Raw genomic sequence first — 19,329 nt, 5'->3', positions numbered from 1 at the left:
TTTATAATGTGTTTTATGTCATTTGTCGAAAAACTTTTTTTTAGATAACTCTTCGTAATAGTTTCATTATGAGATTAATCAAGTGAGTAACTATAACTTAAATTAAAAATGAATACAAACGCCAAATATAATACTACAAATAAAAGTCACACAAAGTCATATTATAAAGATATCAGCTACAGAAAAGCCGGTAAATTTGAAGAAACAAGATATGAGAAAATTCATAATGTTGTCTTCAAAAGTTCTGATGATGCTTCAATTATTATTGCTCATGAAATAGCAGAGCTGATAAGAGAAAAGCAAGACTGTTGCGTTTTGGGATTAGCTACTGGATCTTCACCAATCAAAGTATATGAAGAATTGGTTCGCCTTCACAAAGAAGAAGGGCTAAGTTTTGCAAATGTTGTTACGTTCAATCTTGATGAATATTATCCTATGGATAGAAGCAATGTTCAAAGCTACCATTACTTCATGCATGAGCATTTGTTTAACCATGTAGATATCCTTCCAGAAAATATTCATATTCCGGATGGTAATATAACCCAGGAAAACTTACATCAGTACTGTATAGACTACGAATTAAAAATTAATGCCTTCGGAGGTTTAGATTTTCAGTTATTAGGAATAGGCCGTACGGGTCATATAGGATTCAATGAACCTGGGTCTCATTATAACTCAGTTACCCGAAGCATTACTTTAGATCATCTTACGCGTTCTGATGCAGCACCTGCATTTTATGGTATTGAAAATGTTCCTAAAAAGGCAATCACAATGGGGATTGGAACTATAAAAAAAGCAAAACGCATTGTGATCATGGCATGGGGTCATAAAAAAGCAGAAGTTGTAAAACAAACCATTGAAGATAGTATTACTGCTGATGTCCCCGCATCATACTTGCAGGAACATAACAATGCTACTTTTGTTTTAGATCAAGAAGCTGCCGAAGAACTTACTCGAGTCAAAACCCCATGGTTAGTTGGACCATGTCGATGGACAGATAAGGTTAAAAACAAAGCTATTATCTGGTTGAGTCAAAAAGTAGAAAAACCCGTCTTAAAACTAACAGACAAGGATTATAATGATCATGGTATGTCTGGTTTACTAGCAGAAGGAGGCTCTTCTTATGATTTGAATATACGAATGTTTAATACATTACAGCATACAATTACAGGGTGGCCTGGAGGAAAACCTAATGCAGATGATACCAATAGGCCAGAGCGTAATATGCCGCACAAAAAAAGAATACTGATTCTTAGTCCACATCCAGACGATGATGTGATTTCTATGGGAGGAACCTTTCTTCGTTTAATAGAACAACAACATACTGTACATGTCGCGTATCAGACTTCTGGAAATATTGCGGTATCAGATGAAGAGGCAATTAAGTACGCTGAGGTTATCAAAAATATTGATGTTAGCGACGATAGTGGTAAGATAAACACAATCATTACAGAACTTAAAAAGAAAGAAGAGGGGATTGTAGACTCTTTATTGGTCAGAAAGATAAAAGGTTTGATTAGAAGAGGAGAATCCTACGGTGCTACCCGGTTTTTAGGATTACCTGATGATTATGTTCACTTTTTAGATTTACCTTTTTATGAAACAGGAACTGTGAAGAAAAACCCTTATGGAGAAGAGGACAAGAAAATTCTATTCAATTTAATCAAGGAAATTAAACCGCATCAAATATATGCAGCAGGCGATTTGGCAGATCCTCATGGTACCCATAAAGTGTGTTTAGATATCTTTTTCGAAGTATTAAAAGAACTGAAAAAAGAAGAATTCATGAAAGATTGTTGGGTATGGTTGTATCGTGGAGCTTGGCAAGAATGGGACATTCATGATATTGAGATGGCAGTGCCGTTAAGTCCCGATGAAGTACTCAAGAAAAGAAAGGCAATATTTTATCATCAATCACAAAAAGACGGAGTTATGTTTCAGGGTGATGATTCACGAGAGTTTTGGGTCAGAGCAGAAGAAAGAAATCAACAGACAGCACATCGATATCATGGTCTGGGTATGGCAGAATACGAAGCCATAGAAGCATTTAAAAGATATCACTTTTAAAAATAGTGGATGAAAAAACAATTTATAAGAACTTTAGTCTTGTGTATAATGATGCAAACCATGATTGCACAAAGTATCGAAAATACCATGCATAATCTAATGCCATGGCCTCAAAAAATTGAAAATAAAGAAGGTAAATTTATTATTGATTCAAATTTTACAATAGCAATACAACAGAAACAAACCAATCGGTTATATAAAGCTTCAACCCGATTTTTAAGACGATTAAGTGGTAGAACAGGAGTCTTTTTTGATGTGGGTTTCCCAGATCAGGAAAGAACATCGGCTTCTTTAATTATAAAAGTTGGTAGAAAAGGAACCATTGAATTATCTGAGGATGAATCCTATTCCTTAACCACAAAAAGCAACGGTATTTTGTTAGAATCTGAAACAGATATAGGAGCGATGCGCGGTTTAGAAACGTTACTTCAGCTTGTGACAGCCACAACAGATCATTTTTATATTCCTGGTGTAAAAATTGAAGATGCGCCAAGATTTCCATGGAGAGGATTGATGATTGATGTAGCAAGGCATTATCAACCTATTCAAGTTATTAAAAGAAACCTGGATGCAATGGCATCTGTAAAACTTAATGTTTTTCATTGGCATTTAACCGATGATCAAGGGTTTAGAATTGAATGTAAATCTCATCCAAGATTGCATCAAATGAGTTCAGATGGCCAATATTATACACATCAGGAAATCAAAGATGTTATTGAGTATGCTATGGATAGAGGAATTCGAGTTATACCAGAAATCGATGTCCCTGGACATGCTACTGCAATCTTAACAGCATATCCCGAATTAGGAAGTAAAGATACTACGTATCAAGTGGAACGATATGCAGGTATTTTTGATCCTACTTTAGACCCTACTAATGAAAAAACATATAAAGTACTAGAAGATATATTTAAAGAAATTTCGGCACTTTTTCCTGACCCATATATTCATATAGGAGGTGATGAAAATGAGGGGAAACATTGGGATGAAAATCCAAAGATTTCAGATTTTAAAAAAGAACATCATTTTACTAATAACCATCAACTACAAGCTTATTTTAACTCGAGGATACAGAGAATTTTAAGGAAACTAGGAAAGAAGATGATGGGGTGGGAAGAAATCATGACCAAAGATCTGGATACATCGTCTATTATCCACTCATGGAAAGGAGTTAATGAAGGAGTCAAACCTAGACATTCTTTATTGCAAGCGGCAAAAGGTGGCTATCATACGGTACTCTCAAATGGGTATTATCTTGATCTTATGCATAACGTTTCTGATCATTATTTAGTGGATCCAATTCCTGATGATATAGCCCTTACCGAAGGTGAAAAAGAAAGAATTCTAGGTGGCGAAATAGCAATGTGGGGAGAATTAATCACCACTCTAACTATTGATTCAAGGATTTGGCCAAGGGCAGCAGCAATAGCCGAACGCCTATGGTCACCAAAAGAGGTTAGAGAAGTAGAACACATGAAAAAACGGTTAGCAATCATAAGCTTTCGTCTAGAAGAGTTAGGGATTACTCACATCAAAAATCAAAAGGTGATTCTAAGAAATATTGCTAATGGTTATACTATTGATGCATTATCAAAGCTAACAAAAGTATGTCAACCTCTTAAAGGATATACTCGCAATAAAGGAGGTACAGAATACAAGTCCTACTCTCCTTTTACACTATTTGCAGATGCTTGTACAACGGATGCTCCCGATGCCTTAAAATTCGATAAAATGGTAAATGAATATATCGTAAATCCTAAAAACGCTATCAGACCATTAGAGGCTATTTTAAACAGTTGGGTACGCAATCACGATGAATTAGAAATACTTAATAGTAAAACCCCTTTGGTAAACGAATTGCTTGATCTATCATCGGCACTCAAAGAATTATCTTTATTTTTTTTAAGACTTCTTGAACAAGGTGGGATTTCTAAAACAAATTACAATGAGTTCATAAAGCTTATTGATATTGCAAAGGTACCTCATGCAGATGTAGAAATAGTTGTAAATGATTCATTTATAAAGCTTTTTGAATTCATGAAAAAAAATGAATTATAATATTTTTCCTTGTTTTAGAAACATAATTTTACTCGATAAACGAGATTTAAATGCTCCGAGGCTTGCCTCGAAATCAAAAGCCAATTCCCCTCAAATGCCTCGTGAGCTTGCTCCAAGGTTCTTTACTCTTCAATAATTTAATTTTTTATTCCTTTCGTGAGTTAAATAAAGTTGTTTAGCTATCAATTTAGTGCTTTTGTATAAAAAATTACACATTAGAAGTTGTTGTTAATACTTTTAATACACTTAATACAAACACAAACCATATAACTCATGAAACCAATTACGATTAGAGACTGGTTAGGGAGTATTATCCCCAAACCATCAATCCGAATTTTCGATTTTTTAACAATTATTTTTTTATTCTGTACGTATAACTTGTCGATTGCGCAGGTGAATACAGGGGGTGGTGCGACCACGTCCAATCATAATAAACAAATTATTGGGTACATCACCAATTGGGATGCCTGGAAAGCTGCAAGTGCTGGGGTTCCTTCTGCGGGGGCACTGACGCAATTAAACATTGATTATTCAAAGTATACCATTTTAAATTATTCATTTTTTGGAGTAGCTGTTGATGGATCACTACATAGTGGAGATCTTAGAAACAAAAATATTTATCAGACCGGAGTAGTTCAAGAACCGGCTGATTTGTTGTACGGTGACCCATATAGTAGTTGGGATTTTCATATCTTGTTTGGAGAGATCGAAAATATCAATTACATCAGCCCAGCGGTAAAAACAAGAGCAGAAGCCATGGGATATCAGGTAACCGTAGGAGGAAATACCTGGACGCATCCAGAATGGGGTTTAAGTGGAGTATTACCCTTACCACTTCCTAAAGAAGGTAGCGGAGCTAAAGGATTATTAGAATTAGCACATGATAACGGTGTAAAAGTAATGGCGTCTATCGGAGGGTGGAGTATGTGTAAGCATTTTCCAGAAATGGCAGCCGATCCTGTAAAAAGAGCTCGTTTTATTGAAGATTGTAAAAAACTTATCAATATGGGCTTTGACGGTATTGATTTAGATTGGGAATATCCTGGACCGTTCCCGGGGATGAACTTTACAGGAACCAATGCAGACTATGCTAACTTCGAAAATTTGGTTCAGGAAATAAGAGACGCCATTGGTCCGGATAAGTTAATAACAGCTGCTATGGCAGCAGATTACAAAAAATTAGAAGGTTTTAATTGGTCTAAGTTGTCCAATACTATGGATTACTTTAATATGATGACCTATGACTTCAATGGAGGATGGTCAAATATAGCAGGACATAATGCACCAGTATATCCATATGATGGTGCTGAAGCACCTGATTTTAATTGGCAAACATTATTAGATAAAATGAAAGGTATGGGAGTACCTTCTTATAAAATCAATTTTGGAGCTCCCTTTTATGGTAGAGGTGTTGTGACAGATGGACCAGCAGATTTAAATGTTCCAACTGTGAAAACAGCTGTGACTATACAACCAGATGGCCCTATACAAACAGCTGCCGATTATACTAATTGGCCTCAAGACGTATACGATGGTACACCAAATTATTTTTTCATTAAGCAAAAAACAGGAGCAGGTAGTGGTTGGACCAGAAAGTGGGATGATCAGGCCAAAGTGCCCTATATGGTTAAAGGAAATTTCTTTTTGAGTTATGATGATGAAGAATCAATCACGGAGAAAGCTAAATTTATTAATGCAAACAATTTAGCGGGAACGATTATTTGGACAGTTTTTGGAGATGTCGAATTTTCAGGATCGCCACAGTCTTTTGGAACTAAATTGAAAAGATGGTCTAATGTAAAATCTCCTTTAGTGAATACCTTAAATGAAGTATTTGCAAGTGGAGGTGTCGATAACCAGCCACCTGTAGTATCAATAACATCTCCAAATGAAGATGAAACATTTGCCTCAGGTGATAATGTGACTATTTCTGCAAATGCCAGTGATCCCGATGGGAACATTACAAAAGTACAGTTTTATAAAGGAACAACTTTATTATCAGAAGATACATCTGCTCCATATTCATATGTATGGAATAATGTACCTGCTGGTAGTCATGCAATTATTGCAAAGGCATATGATGATAAAAGTGCTAATGCTACTAAAACAGTCAATATTTCAGTTACAGGTTCAGGGGGGAATGTATTACCTTCAGTTACGGTTATTTCGCCATCAGATGGAGATTCGTTTACTATAGGTTCAACTATCTCTATAGCTGCTAATGCTTCGGATAGTGATGGGACAGTTAGTAAAGTAGAATTTTTTGATGGAGATACCCTTCTAGGAGAAGATACAAGCGAGCCTTACACCTATGATTGGAGTAATGCCTCAGCGGGAAGTCATTCTATCATTGTAAAAGTAACAGATAACGAAAATGGAGTAAGTTCTCAATCTGTTTCTATTATCGTTAATGGAAGTGGAGGATCATGTACTGCTCCAGCTTATGTTCCTGGACAAGTATATACAGGTGGTGATAAAGTATCATATCAAGACAATGAATATGAAGCAAAATGGTGGACACAAAATAATGATCCAGTTACCAATAATGAAAATGTTTGGAAATTGATTGGTCCATGTAGCGGAGGCGATAATTCACCTCAGGTTTCGATTACATCGCCAAGTAATGGTCAAACTTTTACGGTTGGTAGTACAGTCACAGTAAATGCGAGTGCATCAGATGCTAATGGTACGATTACAAAAGTAGAATTCTATGTTGATGGAAATAAGGTAGGAGAAGATACTACTGCACCTTATATGATCAATTGGACTGCAACCTCAGGAAATCACAATATAACTGCAAAAGCTACAAATGATTCTAATAAAAGTGTTACTTCTACCTCGGTTACCATAGCTGTAAATACTGATGGTAGTGGCTGTGATAAAAATAATAACTTTAAGGTTGTCGGATATATGCCGAGTTGGCAAGGTGATGCAAATGCATTACAGTATGATAAGTTAACGCATATCAATTATTCTTTCTTATTGCCCAATAGTGATGGTAGTTTAAGACCACTTGATAATGTATCAAAAATGCAACAACTCGTATCGCTCGGTCATGCACAAGGTGTAAAAATATTAATTGCCGTTGGTGGATGGATGGATGGAAATGACTCTGCATTTACTACTTTAGCCGCTAACCCAACCACAAGAACTGCTTTTGTAAATAATCTTGTCAATTTTGTAAATCAGTATAACCTTGATGGTGTGGATATGGATTGGGAATATCCACGTGAAGGTAACGAGCCTCAGCATTTTGAGTTATTAATGCAAGAATTAGGGCAAGCTATGCATAGTAGAGGAAAATTACTTACTGCTGCGGTGGTGGTCTCTGGATGGAATGCTGATGGAGTACTTAGTGGTGTTTTTGATGATGTAGACTTTTTGAACATCATGGCATACGATGGTCCGGATCACGGATCTATGGCACAAGCTACTGGTGGGTTAGATTATTGGTTAGGTCGTGGTCTTCCTAAAGAAAAAGCAATATTAGGAGTTCCTTTTTATAGTCGTCCCCAAGCACAAAGTTACGCTTCCTTACTAGCTCAAGGAGCAAGTCCTAATAGTGACTCTTTCCAAGGTAATAACTATAATGGAATACCGACAATCAAAGCTAAAACTCAAATGGCTTTAGATCGTGCAGGAGGTATTATGATGTGGGAGTTATCTCACGATACCACAGATCCTAATACATCATTATTAGCAGCAATTCATCAAGTGTCAGGAGACCCGTGTACACCCGATAATATAGCTCCTCAGGTAGCAATCACGGCCCCTGTTGCTGGAGCAACTTTTAGCTCAACAAATAGTATAAGTATTACCGCAGATGCATCAGATAGTAATGGTACAGTAGCAAAAGTTGATTTTTATATTGATGGAAATCTGCTTAGCACTGATACCTCTGCACCATACGCTGCTAATTGGTCTGCAATAGCCGGTAATCATACAATTACTGCAAAAGCTACAGATAATGTTGGAGCATCTACAACCTCTCTTGCTATTAATGTTACCGTAACTTCGGATACAAGTGGAGAAGGATGTAATACACCGCAATATGTTGATGGGTCAGCATATAATACAGGAGATAAAGTACAAAACTCTGGCAAAGAATATGAGTGTTTAGTTGGAGGCTGGTGTACTACCGGAGGTCCATACGAACCTGGAATTGGTTGGGCGTGGACTAATGCATGGAAAGAACTTGGAACATGTGATGGGGGAGGAAACCCACCTGGTAATATTGCTCCTACAGTAAATATTACACAGCCAGGAAGTGGACAATCGTTCACTTCAGGAAGTACAATTACTATTAATGTTTCAGCATCCGATAGCGATGGTACTGTTAGTAGAGTAGAGTTCTTCAGAAATGGAACAAAAATAGGAGAAGATACAACAAGCCCTTACAGCTTTAGCTGGAACAATGCAGCTGATGGAAGTTATACGCTTACAGCAAAAGCAACCGACGATGATAACGCCATGAGCGAGTCCAGTCCGATAAATATTACAGTTGGAGCAACCAATCCACCAAATCCTGGAGGAGATTTACCAAAAAGGTTACTAGTAGGATACTGGCATAATTTTGACAATGGTTCTTCATTTCCTAAGTTAAGAGAAGTGTCTGATAAGTGGGATGTAATTAATGTTGCCTTTACTATACCAACAGTACCTGGTGGAGCAAATATGACTTTTACACCAGATCCTGCACTATATTCAAGTGCACAGGAGTTTAAAAATGATGTAGCTCTATTACAAAGTAGAGGTAAGAAGGTAGTAATCTCTATGGGGGGGGCTACTGGAGCCGTAGATGTAGATAGCCCATCAGATGCACAGACTTTCAGTAATTCTATGATCAATATCATCAATGAATATGGTTTTGACGGTATGGATATTGATTTTGAAGGAAGTTCTATAGTTCTAGGTGCTGGTGATACTGACTTTAGAAATCCAGTAGGTCCGAAAGTGGTGCATTTAATAACAGCATTTAAGTCAATATTAGCACAATTCGGTTCTGATTTTGTATTGTCAATGGCTCCTGAAACAGCTTTTGTTCAAGGTGGATATTCTGCTTATGGAAGTACATTTGGTGCATATTTACCTGTGATTTATGCTTTACGCGGTGATCTTGATTATATACATGTGCAACATTATAATTCTGGTACAATGCGTGCTTTAGATGATAAGGTATACACTCAGGCTACAGCAGATTTTCATGTGGCTATGGCAGAAATGTTGTTGCAAGGGTTTCCAGTAAATGGAGTACAATTTCCTGCATTACGTCAAGATCAGGTTATGATAGGATTACCTGCTAATGGTCCTGCCGCGCCTAGTGGTGGATTTACCCCAGCAACAGAAGTGCATAAGGCATTGGATTATTTGATCAAAGGACAATCTTTTGGAGGACAGTACACACTGCGAAACCCTTCGGGATACGCAAACTTCAGAGGATTAATGACATGGTCTATTAATTGGGATATCGTTGCCAGATTTGGATTCTCGAATCCTCATCGCACGTACCTTGATGGATTAGATAGTAGAAATACACTATTGAAAAGTCAAAATCCGTTCAATATTAAAATATCTCCCAACCCAGTAACAGATGATATCATTAATTTAAATCTAGATGGTGATTATTCTAATTTGATATTAGATTTAGAGATATTTAATGCTACCGGGATTAAAGTATTACAATACAGAAATATCGATATTAAAAAAGACAGTAATCTAAACACTATTGATGTAAGTAAATTAAAAGAAGGGTTATACTTCTATACAGTTTCATCATCAAAAGGAAAGACAACTGGTAAATTGATTAAACGTTAAGCTTCTAAATTTTAATCACCTGATACTATCTTAGCTATAGTATTGGGTGATTTTTTCTAATGGGCTATTATGTCCAAATCTTAAAACCATATTTATGAAAAATCAAAATACCTACAAGTGCTATTTTGTTTTGATCTGCTTTAACCTAATATTGCTTTTTGGATCAGTAGTAATGGCACAAAATACTCCCGTTGCCAAAAACGGAAAACTTAAAGTCTGTGGAACACAGCTTTGTAATCAATATAACAAACCTATACAACTTAGAGGAATGAGTACTCATGGCATACAATGGTATGGATGGGGAAATTGCCTTACAGAATCATCATTAGATGCACTGGCATATGATTGGGAAGCCGATATTCTCCGTATATCTTTGTATGTTCAAGAAGGAGGTTATGAAACAGATCCTGTAGGGTTTACCAATCAGGTAAGCCAACTTATAAATGAAGCAACAGCTCGAGGAATGTATGCTTTGGTAGATTGGCATCAGTTAAATCCAGGTGACCCCAATATCAATCTAGAAAACGCCAAACGGTTTTTTACCGATATAGCAACCTTACATAAGGACAAAAATAATATCATATACGATGTATGTAATGAGCCTAACGGTGTAGGAGTAAACTGGAATCGTATTAAAAATTATGCAGATCAAATAATACCTGTAATTCAAACAATAGATAATGATGCTGTTGTATTGGTAGGAACTCATGGATGGGCTACTTTTGGAGTTTCTGGTGAAGGAAGTTTGCAAGATGTGATCGATAACCCTTTGCGGTTCGATAATATCATGTATACATTTCATTTTTATGCTAAAAGTCACAGAGAAGCCTACCTAAATATTCTTGACCAAGCCTCAGATCGATTACCGGTATTTGTCACAGAATTTGGAAGCCAGGAATATACTGGTGATGGTCCAAATGATTTTGCAATGACGCAACGTTTTATTGATCTTATGCGCCAAAAAAAGATTAGTTGGACGAGCTGGAACTATTCTGATGATTTCAGATCAGGAGCTGCTTGGCAAACAGGAACTTGTTCGGGAGGTCCGTGGAGTACAAATCGATTAAAAGAAGCAGGAAAATGGATACGTGATAAAATCAAGTTTCCGGCAGATGAATTTCCCGGAGGAGATAGTGGAACAACGCAAATACCCTATATCGGAGCTCCTATTGTTATTCCAGGTATTATAGAAGCAGAAAACTACGATCGAGGAGGGCAATCTGTTGCTTACAATGATGTTACAAGCTCTAACCAAGGAGGAGCTTATAGAAATGATACTGTAGATATAGAACCTTGCTCCGAAGGTGGATACAATGTAGGTTGGATTCAATCGGGAGAGTGGCTAGAGTATACTATAGATGTTCTGGAAACAAATACATATACCGTAGCATGTAGAGTAGCCGCTCTTACTTCAGGAAAAAGTTTTCATATAGAAGTTAATAATCAAAATAGTAGTGGATCAATAAATGTACCTAATACAGGAGGATGGCAAAATTGGCAAACGGTAGAAGTAAATGTACCTTTGACTAAAGGAAAACAAATCATTCGTGTCGCCATGGACGCAGATGATTTCAATCTTGATCGATTAGATTTTTCTTCAACGGGAACCTCTACCAATCAGCAACCATTATGCAGTATCGTTACACCCTCCAATAATCAGGCTTTTGAAAAGGGAGGTACTTTATTGATTGCTGCCAATGTTTCTGATCCTGATGGAAGTATTTCAAAAGTTGAATTTTTTAGAAATGATACATTGATTAGCACAGATACGTCAATACCTTATGAGTATACACTTTCATCAGTTGAAGAAGGAACACATCTTTTAATGGTCAAAGCCTATGATGATAAAGGTGTTTTTACAGTGTCTTCTCCAGTCTCTATCACTGTAAATAAAACAGACGAGGGGAGTTGTAATACTGCTCAATATGTAGATGGAACTTCTTATAGCAGAGGTGATAAGGTACAATATGATGGTAAAGAGTATGAATGTCTCGTGGCAGGATGGTGTACTGTTGGAGGACCTTATGCTCCGGGAGTTGGCTGGGCTTGGGAAAATGCGTGGCAAGAATTAGGCTTATGTACTGAAGGAAATACACCGCCAGATGTAACTGTTATGATTCCTACTGTGGTATATGCAGATGTTCTACCTATTACAGTCCCATTTAGAGTTCGTGTTACAGACCCTGATGGGATAGAGGAATCGGTGTATGTTAATGTTTCTGGAGAAACTTTGCTGTTATCACCACAAGGAAATGATGAGTACGAATCTGATTGGTCGTTTTCTGAGTATGGAACATTTAATTTTACAGGTGAAGCTGTCGATACTAAAGGTCTACTAACACAATTCACATTTGATATTACGATAAAAGAAACTATAGATAGAGGTGATCTTCTAATGACCAAAGAAGAATTTGATGAATTTTTTCCATATCGATATGGAACAGATTTGAGTACCTATGAACTAGACCCTGCAAGAGATTTTTTTACTTATCAATCTTTTGTAGAAGCTACAGAACGTATGAATAATATCGAAGTTACTTTTGAAAGAAGAAAAGGAACAAACCTATATAGGTTAACCCGTAGAGATAAAATGACCAATCAATCGGTTGTTATAAGAACTGATGCTGATTTTGATGCTGATTGGAACCAGTCAAAACCAATTATCACCCAAGTTGTAGATTATGGCAAATTTGTTTCAGAAGGTGATGAAACCACAATTAAAAGAGAATTAGCTGCATTTTTGGCGAATATTTCCCAGGAAACTACTGGGGGATGGGCCACCGCACCTGGTGGTCCATATTCCTGGGGATTACATTTTAGAGAAGAACAAGGATATGAAGGAACCACAAATCTAGGATATCGTGACGAAGGTAATACATCTTATCCTCCTGCTCCCGGAAAATCATATCACGGGAGAGGGCCTATCCAATTAAGTTGGAATTATAATTATGGACAAGTAAGTGAATTTCTTTTTGGAGATAAAACTGTATTACTCAACAATCCAGAACAAGTAACACAAGATGCCGCATTGGCATTTCAAACGGCAATCTGGTTTTGGATGACACCTCAATATCCAAAACCGTCTGCTCATGATGTGATGGTTGGTAACTGGATAACTACACCTTATGATCAAGAACGAAATCGTAAACCTGGTTTTGGAATAACGATTAATATTATCAATGGAGGTATAGAGTGTGGTAAAGGAACAGAAATTCCTAAAGTATTAGGTCGCATTGGATTTTATGAACGATATGCAAGTATTTTAAATATAAATACCGATTTAGATGATACTAATGACTGTTCTGAATGTGGATGTGCAACGATGCAACCTTTCATTGGGATAGAACCAGAACCCGAAGTATCACCTGTTTTAGGCATGATAAAGAAGCATGAAACAAAGATTGCGATATCTCCAAATCCTTTTGAGCATGAACTTCGTATCGATATAGAATCCGAAAGCGAAGTACAAATGACTGCAAAGATTACTGATTTTATGGGGCATGACCTGATTCGTATTCCTACCGAAATTATAAAAAAAGAAGAAGTATTCGTTATAGATGATCTTTCAGAGCTTCCATCAGGAATATATTTCCTTGTTGTAAAAATAGGGGAGAAAGAAAAAGCCTTTAAAGTAGTCAAAAGATAACTAAAACATAACAATTTTTCCGAACCTTCTAAAAAAGCAAAAAAACCAACGATTAATACACAAGATTATGAAACTACAGATTGTATGGTCAATAATGGCCTTGACGCTATACCAATTTTCGTTTTCTCAAAACTGGAATTTGGTTTGGCAAGATGAATTTACGAATGGGATCAGTCCGGATTGGGTGTTTGAAATAGGTAACGGAAACTCTGGATGGGGGAATAACGAACTTCAATATTACAGACGTGAAAATGCTACTGTAGAAAATGGAAACCTTGTAATCACTGCAAAGCGAGAAAGTATAGGAGGTTTTAACTACACATCAACCAGAATGAAAACCCAAGGAAAAAAGTCGTGGAAATATGGTAAGATCGAAGCTCGAATTTCTATGCCTTCATTTATGGGGTCATGGCCGGCATTTTGGATGTTAGGAGATAATATATCTTCTATCGGGTGGCCCGCATGTGGTGAAATAGATATTATGGAACATATAAATGTAGAAAGACAAACGCACGGAACGATTCATTGGCAGGATCATAATAATACATATGCCAATTATAGTGGTTCTACTCCTGTTAGTTCGGTTACAGATTTTCATGTATATACTATAGAATGGGATACATCTGCTATAAAATGGTTTGTAGATGGAAACCTTTATCACGAAGCAAGTATTGCAAATGGGGTGAATGGTACATCAGAATTTCATAATAATTTTTTCATTCTGTTGAATATGGCGATAGGAGGGAATTGGCCCGGGTTTACAGTAGATAATAGTGCATTTCCTGCCAGAATGTTGGTAGATTATGTCCGAGTATATCAAAAAACAAATGTTTCTTCAGGTCCTGTAACACTTTTTCAGCATTGCGAATATGGAGGGTATTCAGTATCTCTAAATGAGGGAAGCTATACAGGTAATCAGCTACGCGCTTTAGGAGTTCAGGACAATGATATCTCTTCTATAAAGGTGCAAAATGGATATCAAGTTGTTGTTTATGAGCATGATAATTATACAGGAGCATCTTTAATAAAGACTAGTGATGATAATTGTTTGGTTAATGAAGGGTTTAATGATAAGATCACTTCTGTGGTGGTATCCAAAGCTTCTTCCTCATGGTCAACATTGATCGAGGCAGAAAATGCAGTTACACAATCAGGAACTCAAACAGAGAGTTGTTCAGAAGGCGGTTTAAATGTAGGTTATATAGATGCCAATGATTGGTTGGTTTGGGATGTAAATGTACCTAATTCTGGTAGTTACACTGTTGAATATAGGGTAGCAAGCCCTAATTCGGGAGGTACGCTTCAATTAGAAAAAGCTGGAGGAATTCCTGCTTACGGCACGTTGAACATTCCAAATACAGGAGGATGGCAAAATTGGACGACTATTCGGCATACTGTAAGTCTAAATGCCGGACCACAGCAAATTGCGATAAAAGCACTTTCTGGAGGATGGAATATCAATTGGTTGAAGTTAAGCAATGCAAATAAAACATTTGCACCCAATATGAATAGCACAAAGATAAAAGAAGATGTTCTAACGGCGCACCCAGTTCCAACATATGATGTTTTAACTCTGAAAGGAATAGAAGGAGATACTTCAATAGGAGTATACAGACTAGATGGTGAGCTAATTCTAAAAACTGAAATACATGATGAACCTGCAACTTTGAATGTGGAGCATTTAAAATCAGAGGTCTATATCATCAAAGATTTTACGACAGGTAAGACTGCTCGATTTATTAAACAATAAATAATGTTTTGTTCAATGCTCTAAATGCTACCTAATCATAAAAAAAACTATATATGAAAGCTGATAATTGTAAGATAAAAACCAGACGGGGTAAGAACTTTATATTTGCATTACTAATTTTAGTAAAATGGTCTGTTGCATCCCAAACATTACCTTACCAAATAGAAAACAACTCAAATCTGTCAGATGATCAATTGTATATTGCTATTGTTGGGATTACAGATGGTCATGTGTGGGTCGATCCGGTAACGGGTCAAGTAAACCGCATGAGTGCTTCAGATAATACCATACCCGGGCCTGTTATCAATGGCAATACAGGGCCTGGTAATAATGGACTTTATGCTAATTGTTTCAGAAAACTAAGTGATATTCCTAATAATACGATCAATATTCCTCAAATAGCAGGATGTAGAATCATGATCTCGTTTGAGAGTCAATTATATTTGTATTTCTTTGGCCATTCTGGATCTCCGAGTGGATACAGTGCGCCTAATCTTTCAAATCCGACAGATCCTAATCAGGGAATTAAATATGAATTAATCGAATTAACATTTAATGATTTTGGACTTTGGTGTAATACCACAAGAGTAGATTCATATCAATATCCTATGGGTCTTGAGGTCTGGGGTGCCGATTTTTATAAAAGAGTAGGAGAGTTAAAAACTCATGAAGAGATTTTATCTGCATGGCAATCCACAGTTCCTTTAGAGTTTCAGGGCTTATTGGATTCATCAAAAGGAATCATACATTTTCCCACAAAGACAACAACCTTTCCAACTACTTTCTTTCAAGAATATATAGATGCAATATGGAACAAGTATAGAAATGACGAATTAGTGTTTAATTCCGGTCAAGCAGGGATATGGCGAGGAAGTGTAGCAGGAGATCAGTTTATTTTTACCCGAGAAGGAGATGGTCAGATCGCTAGAATTCCCGGTAAACCTACTACTATAGAAGCTATGGAAGGAAGCGGAGTACTTGCCTCCGGAGCGCAATGGGACTTGGTAGTGCAAGCACAATTTGTGGCCGCTATCACACGACATGCGATCAACCTCAATACGCCTTCAGGTATTTTACAAGATTTTGGTGATACCTCTACATACTATCAAACATGGCCTTATAATTGGTATTCTAAGTTTTTTCATAGACCAGATATAAGCCAGGATAGTCAAACCTACACGTTTGCATACGATGATGTATTCGATCAATCTGCTACGGTTCACACACCTAATCCAACGAATATAAAAATTACGATAGGAGGTTTTGCAGGTAATACTCCTCCGGATACAGGAGTAGCAACACTTTTTGAACATTGTGATTATGGTGGTTATTCCATTTCTCTAAATGAAGGAAGCTATACACTTAGTCAGTTACGAGGCTTAGGGATTAAAGACAACGATATCTCTTCTCTAAGGGTTCAAAATGGATATCAAGTTGTTGTTTATGAGAATGATAATTTTACAGGAGCTTCCTTAATAAAAACTAGTGATAATAATTGTTTGGTTAATGAAGGGTTTAATGATAAAATGACTTCGATAGTGGTATCAAAAACCAACTCACCTTGGTCAACACTAATTGAAGCAGAAGAAAATGTTGTGCAATCCGGTACTCAAACAGAAGTTTGTTCAGAAGGAGGATTAAATACTAGCCAGATAGATACTGATGATTGGATGGTTTGGGATGTAAATATCCCTAATACCGATAGTTACATAGTTGAATATAGAGTAGCAAGCCCTAATTCGGGAGGTACGCTTCAATTAGAACAAGCTGGAGGAATTCCTGCTTATGGCACGTTGAATATTCCAAATACAGGTGGATGGCAAAGTTGGACAACCATTCAACATACAGTAAACCTAGAAGCGGGGGCTCAGCAAATTGCTGTCAAAGCACTATCAGGAGGATGGAATATCAATTGGTTAAAGATTACTTCAACGGTATCTATGAGAAATAATGCTAAAGATGTATTAGTAAAAACATTAAACCACTCTAAAAGTGATATCAGTCTTTCTCCAAATCCAGCCTCAACGTTCCTAGAGGTTATAGGACTAAAGAAGAATCAGCCTTATATCATCATAAATACTATAGGTAAGGTGGTATTAAAAGGAAATCTCTTAGACAACTTTATAGACATAAGTGTTTTGAAGAGTGGGACTTACTTTTTTAAAAATCCAGAAACAAATGATGTTAAGCGATTTCTAAAAAGATAGAATACCATTATTATAACTTCGTGCTTTTTGCTCGATAATCGAGATTTAAATGTTCCGAGGCTTGCCTCGGAATTAAAAGTTAGTTATCTTCGAATGCCTCGTGAGCTTGCTCCGAGGTTCTTTACTTTAAATCAGTATTTTCTATTTTAAATTTCGAAAAAGATTTAACCAAAATTTGATCTACTGCAAAAAGTAATACTATAGAAGCTATGATAATTACTGTTTTTTTTCCTCTTGGGGTAATTTATCTAGATCATAATTTTTAAGAAAATGATAAACTTCTAGAAGGTATGAAACAGAATAAGAATAGTCTTTCAGTATTTTTTTGTTATCAGAAAATCCTTGAAATATACTTTGTCTATACCTTATTTTCTCTATACTTTTTAAAGGATTATTGAATATTTCATGGACTTTGGCTCTTGAAAATTTATTTAGAGTATTGTCAAATAAAGGAAGTATTTCTTTTTCGATATTTAGGTCTTGTATATTATTCATTCTATAACTAAAGACGGATTTAGGGTTTTAGAGTTACATATGATAACAACATAAATATGTAGTCTGTTAAGACCATTATATACACAATACCGTAACTTTTTTAGGCTTTAAAAAGAGGTAGACATACAAGTTTGAGAGGTGTGTGTTTCAGCGTGATTTATTTTTTGTAATAAGCTTTTTGTCACACCAGTACCAAATGGCATCTTCACTTCCAAGTTCATAAGGAGCAAATTTATCGAATTCCATTCCAATTTTTTCCATCACTCTGATCGATGCTTTATTTTCGGTCATTGCAATTGCCACTATCTTTTTTATTTTGAGAGTATCAAATCCATAATCTAAAATTGCGCGGGAAACCTCTGTAGCAATACCTAATCCCCAATACTCAGGCAAGAATCTATACCCAAGATCAATTTTATCAAATTCTGGTAGGTATGCCAATCCTGCCCAACCAACAAACTGCTTTTCACTTTTTAAGATAGTAGCCCACCTACCAAATCCATATTTTTTATAATTAACAATTCTCGTTTCTATAGCCTTTTTTATTTCTTCTATAGATTTCACTACAGGTTCTCCCGTATACCTTTGTACCTTAGGATCAGAGTACAACTTCAATAACGATTCTGCATCATCAAGAGTGATTTCTCTTAATAATAATCTTTCTGTTTCGATTAAAAACTTCATTTTATTACCATAATAAGTTTGTATAGCGATTGTGATTATTTGCTAATTATAAAAATAATGATATCTCAAAAATGAGTAAAAAGAAAAGAAAATCAATCATCTACATCATTATTAACTCTATGTGAATAATAATACTAAACTAAGGGCTAGCGCCAGTTTGTAACTGGTGATATACAATATATATTGCTCTAAAATAGGTTTACAAAAAATCTTCTAAACCAAAAACATTCGCTATTACCCCCACGATTAGACTACACATTGGCAAAAAACATGCTCATCTAGATACACTTGTTGTAGGCTAAAAAATATAAAAATCTCTCCCAAATGTGGAAATCCGTAAAAATCGTAACAAAAGATTATTGATTTTTGAGGTCATTAATTTTATATAATAATAATACTATTTTTAACCAAATACAAACGATTGTAAACAGCTACAAATGTTTAATTAGGTTGAGGTGTTTATATATTGTTGTTAGGCTTAATTAAAATGACTCAAGTATTTATTTAATATAATTATGGATAATTTTCTAAAACTCTTTAACCCAACAGAATTAACGGAAACTATTAAGAAACTTGCGAAAAAGCAATTGAGTGATAAAATATGGATT

General features: G+C 36.1%; 8 protein-coding genes. 6 read left to right on the top strand and 2 right to left on the bottom strand.

From position 1 onward, the window contains the following. Nucleotides 1-108: 108 nt before the first annotated feature. From nagB to FHK87_RS24640, 6 genes are all read left to right on the top strand, one after another. Nucleotides 109-2,067, top strand: coding sequence for a glucosamine-6-phosphate deaminase (gene nagB / locus FHK87_RS24665; protein ID WP_140597556.1), 1,959 nt, complete (start codon nucleotides 109-111; stop codon nucleotides 2,065-2,067). A 9-nt stretch (nucleotides 2,068-2,076) separates the two neighbouring features. After that, nucleotides 2,077-4,125, top strand: a complete 2,049-nt coding sequence (locus FHK87_RS24660) for a beta-N-acetylhexosaminidase (protein ID WP_140597555.1) — start codon at nucleotides 2,077-2,079, stop codon at nucleotides 4,123-4,125. A gap of 273 nt (nucleotides 4,126-4,398) precedes the next feature. Then, nucleotides 4,399-9,939, top strand: a complete 5,541-nt coding sequence (locus tag FHK87_RS24655; RefSeq protein ID WP_140597554.1) for a glycosyl hydrolase family 18 protein — start codon at nucleotides 4,399-4,401, stop codon at nucleotides 9,937-9,939. Nucleotides 9,940-10,033: 94 nt separating this feature from the next. Further along, nucleotides 10,034-13,585, top strand: a complete 3,552-nt coding sequence (locus FHK87_RS24650) for a glycoside hydrolase family 19 protein (protein WP_140597553.1) — start codon at nucleotides 10,034-10,036, stop codon at nucleotides 13,583-13,585. A gap of 67 nt (nucleotides 13,586-13,652) precedes the next feature. Further along, the gene (locus FHK87_RS24645; protein WP_140597552.1) at nucleotides 13,653-15,335 is read left to right on the top strand and encodes a carbohydrate-binding protein; all 1,683 of its coding nucleotides are present in this window, start codon (nucleotides 13,653-13,655) and stop codon (nucleotides 15,333-15,335) included. Between the two features lie 53 nt (nucleotides 15,336-15,388). Further along, nucleotides 15,389-17,542, top strand: a complete 2,154-nt coding sequence (locus FHK87_RS24640; protein ID WP_140597551.1) for a beta-1,3-glucanase family protein — start codon at nucleotides 15,389-15,391, stop codon at nucleotides 17,540-17,542. A 216-nt stretch (nucleotides 17,543-17,758) separates the two neighbouring features. Here FHK87_RS24640 and FHK87_RS24635 read toward each other — a convergent pair whose 3' ends face one another. Both FHK87_RS24635 and FHK87_RS24630 read right to left on the bottom strand, forming a co-directional pair. After that, nucleotides 17,759-18,037, bottom strand: coding sequence for a hypothetical protein (locus FHK87_RS24635; RefSeq protein ID WP_140597550.1), 279 nt, complete (start codon nucleotides 18,035-18,037; stop codon nucleotides 17,759-17,761). A 147-nt stretch (nucleotides 18,038-18,184) separates the two neighbouring features. After that, a complete protein-coding gene (locus tag FHK87_RS24630) occupies nucleotides 18,185-18,721 on the bottom strand; it encodes a GNAT family N-acetyltransferase (RefSeq protein ID WP_140597549.1) in 537 nt (178 codons plus the stop codon). Nucleotides 18,722-19,329: the final 608 nt, after the last annotated feature.

The organism is Aquimarina algicola (genome assembly GCF_006443095.1).
GTDB classification, from domain to species: domain Bacteria; phylum Bacteroidota; class Bacteroidia; order Flavobacteriales; family Flavobacteriaceae; genus Aquimarina; species Aquimarina algicola.
This window is presented reverse-complemented; position numbering and strand designations above follow the sequence as displayed.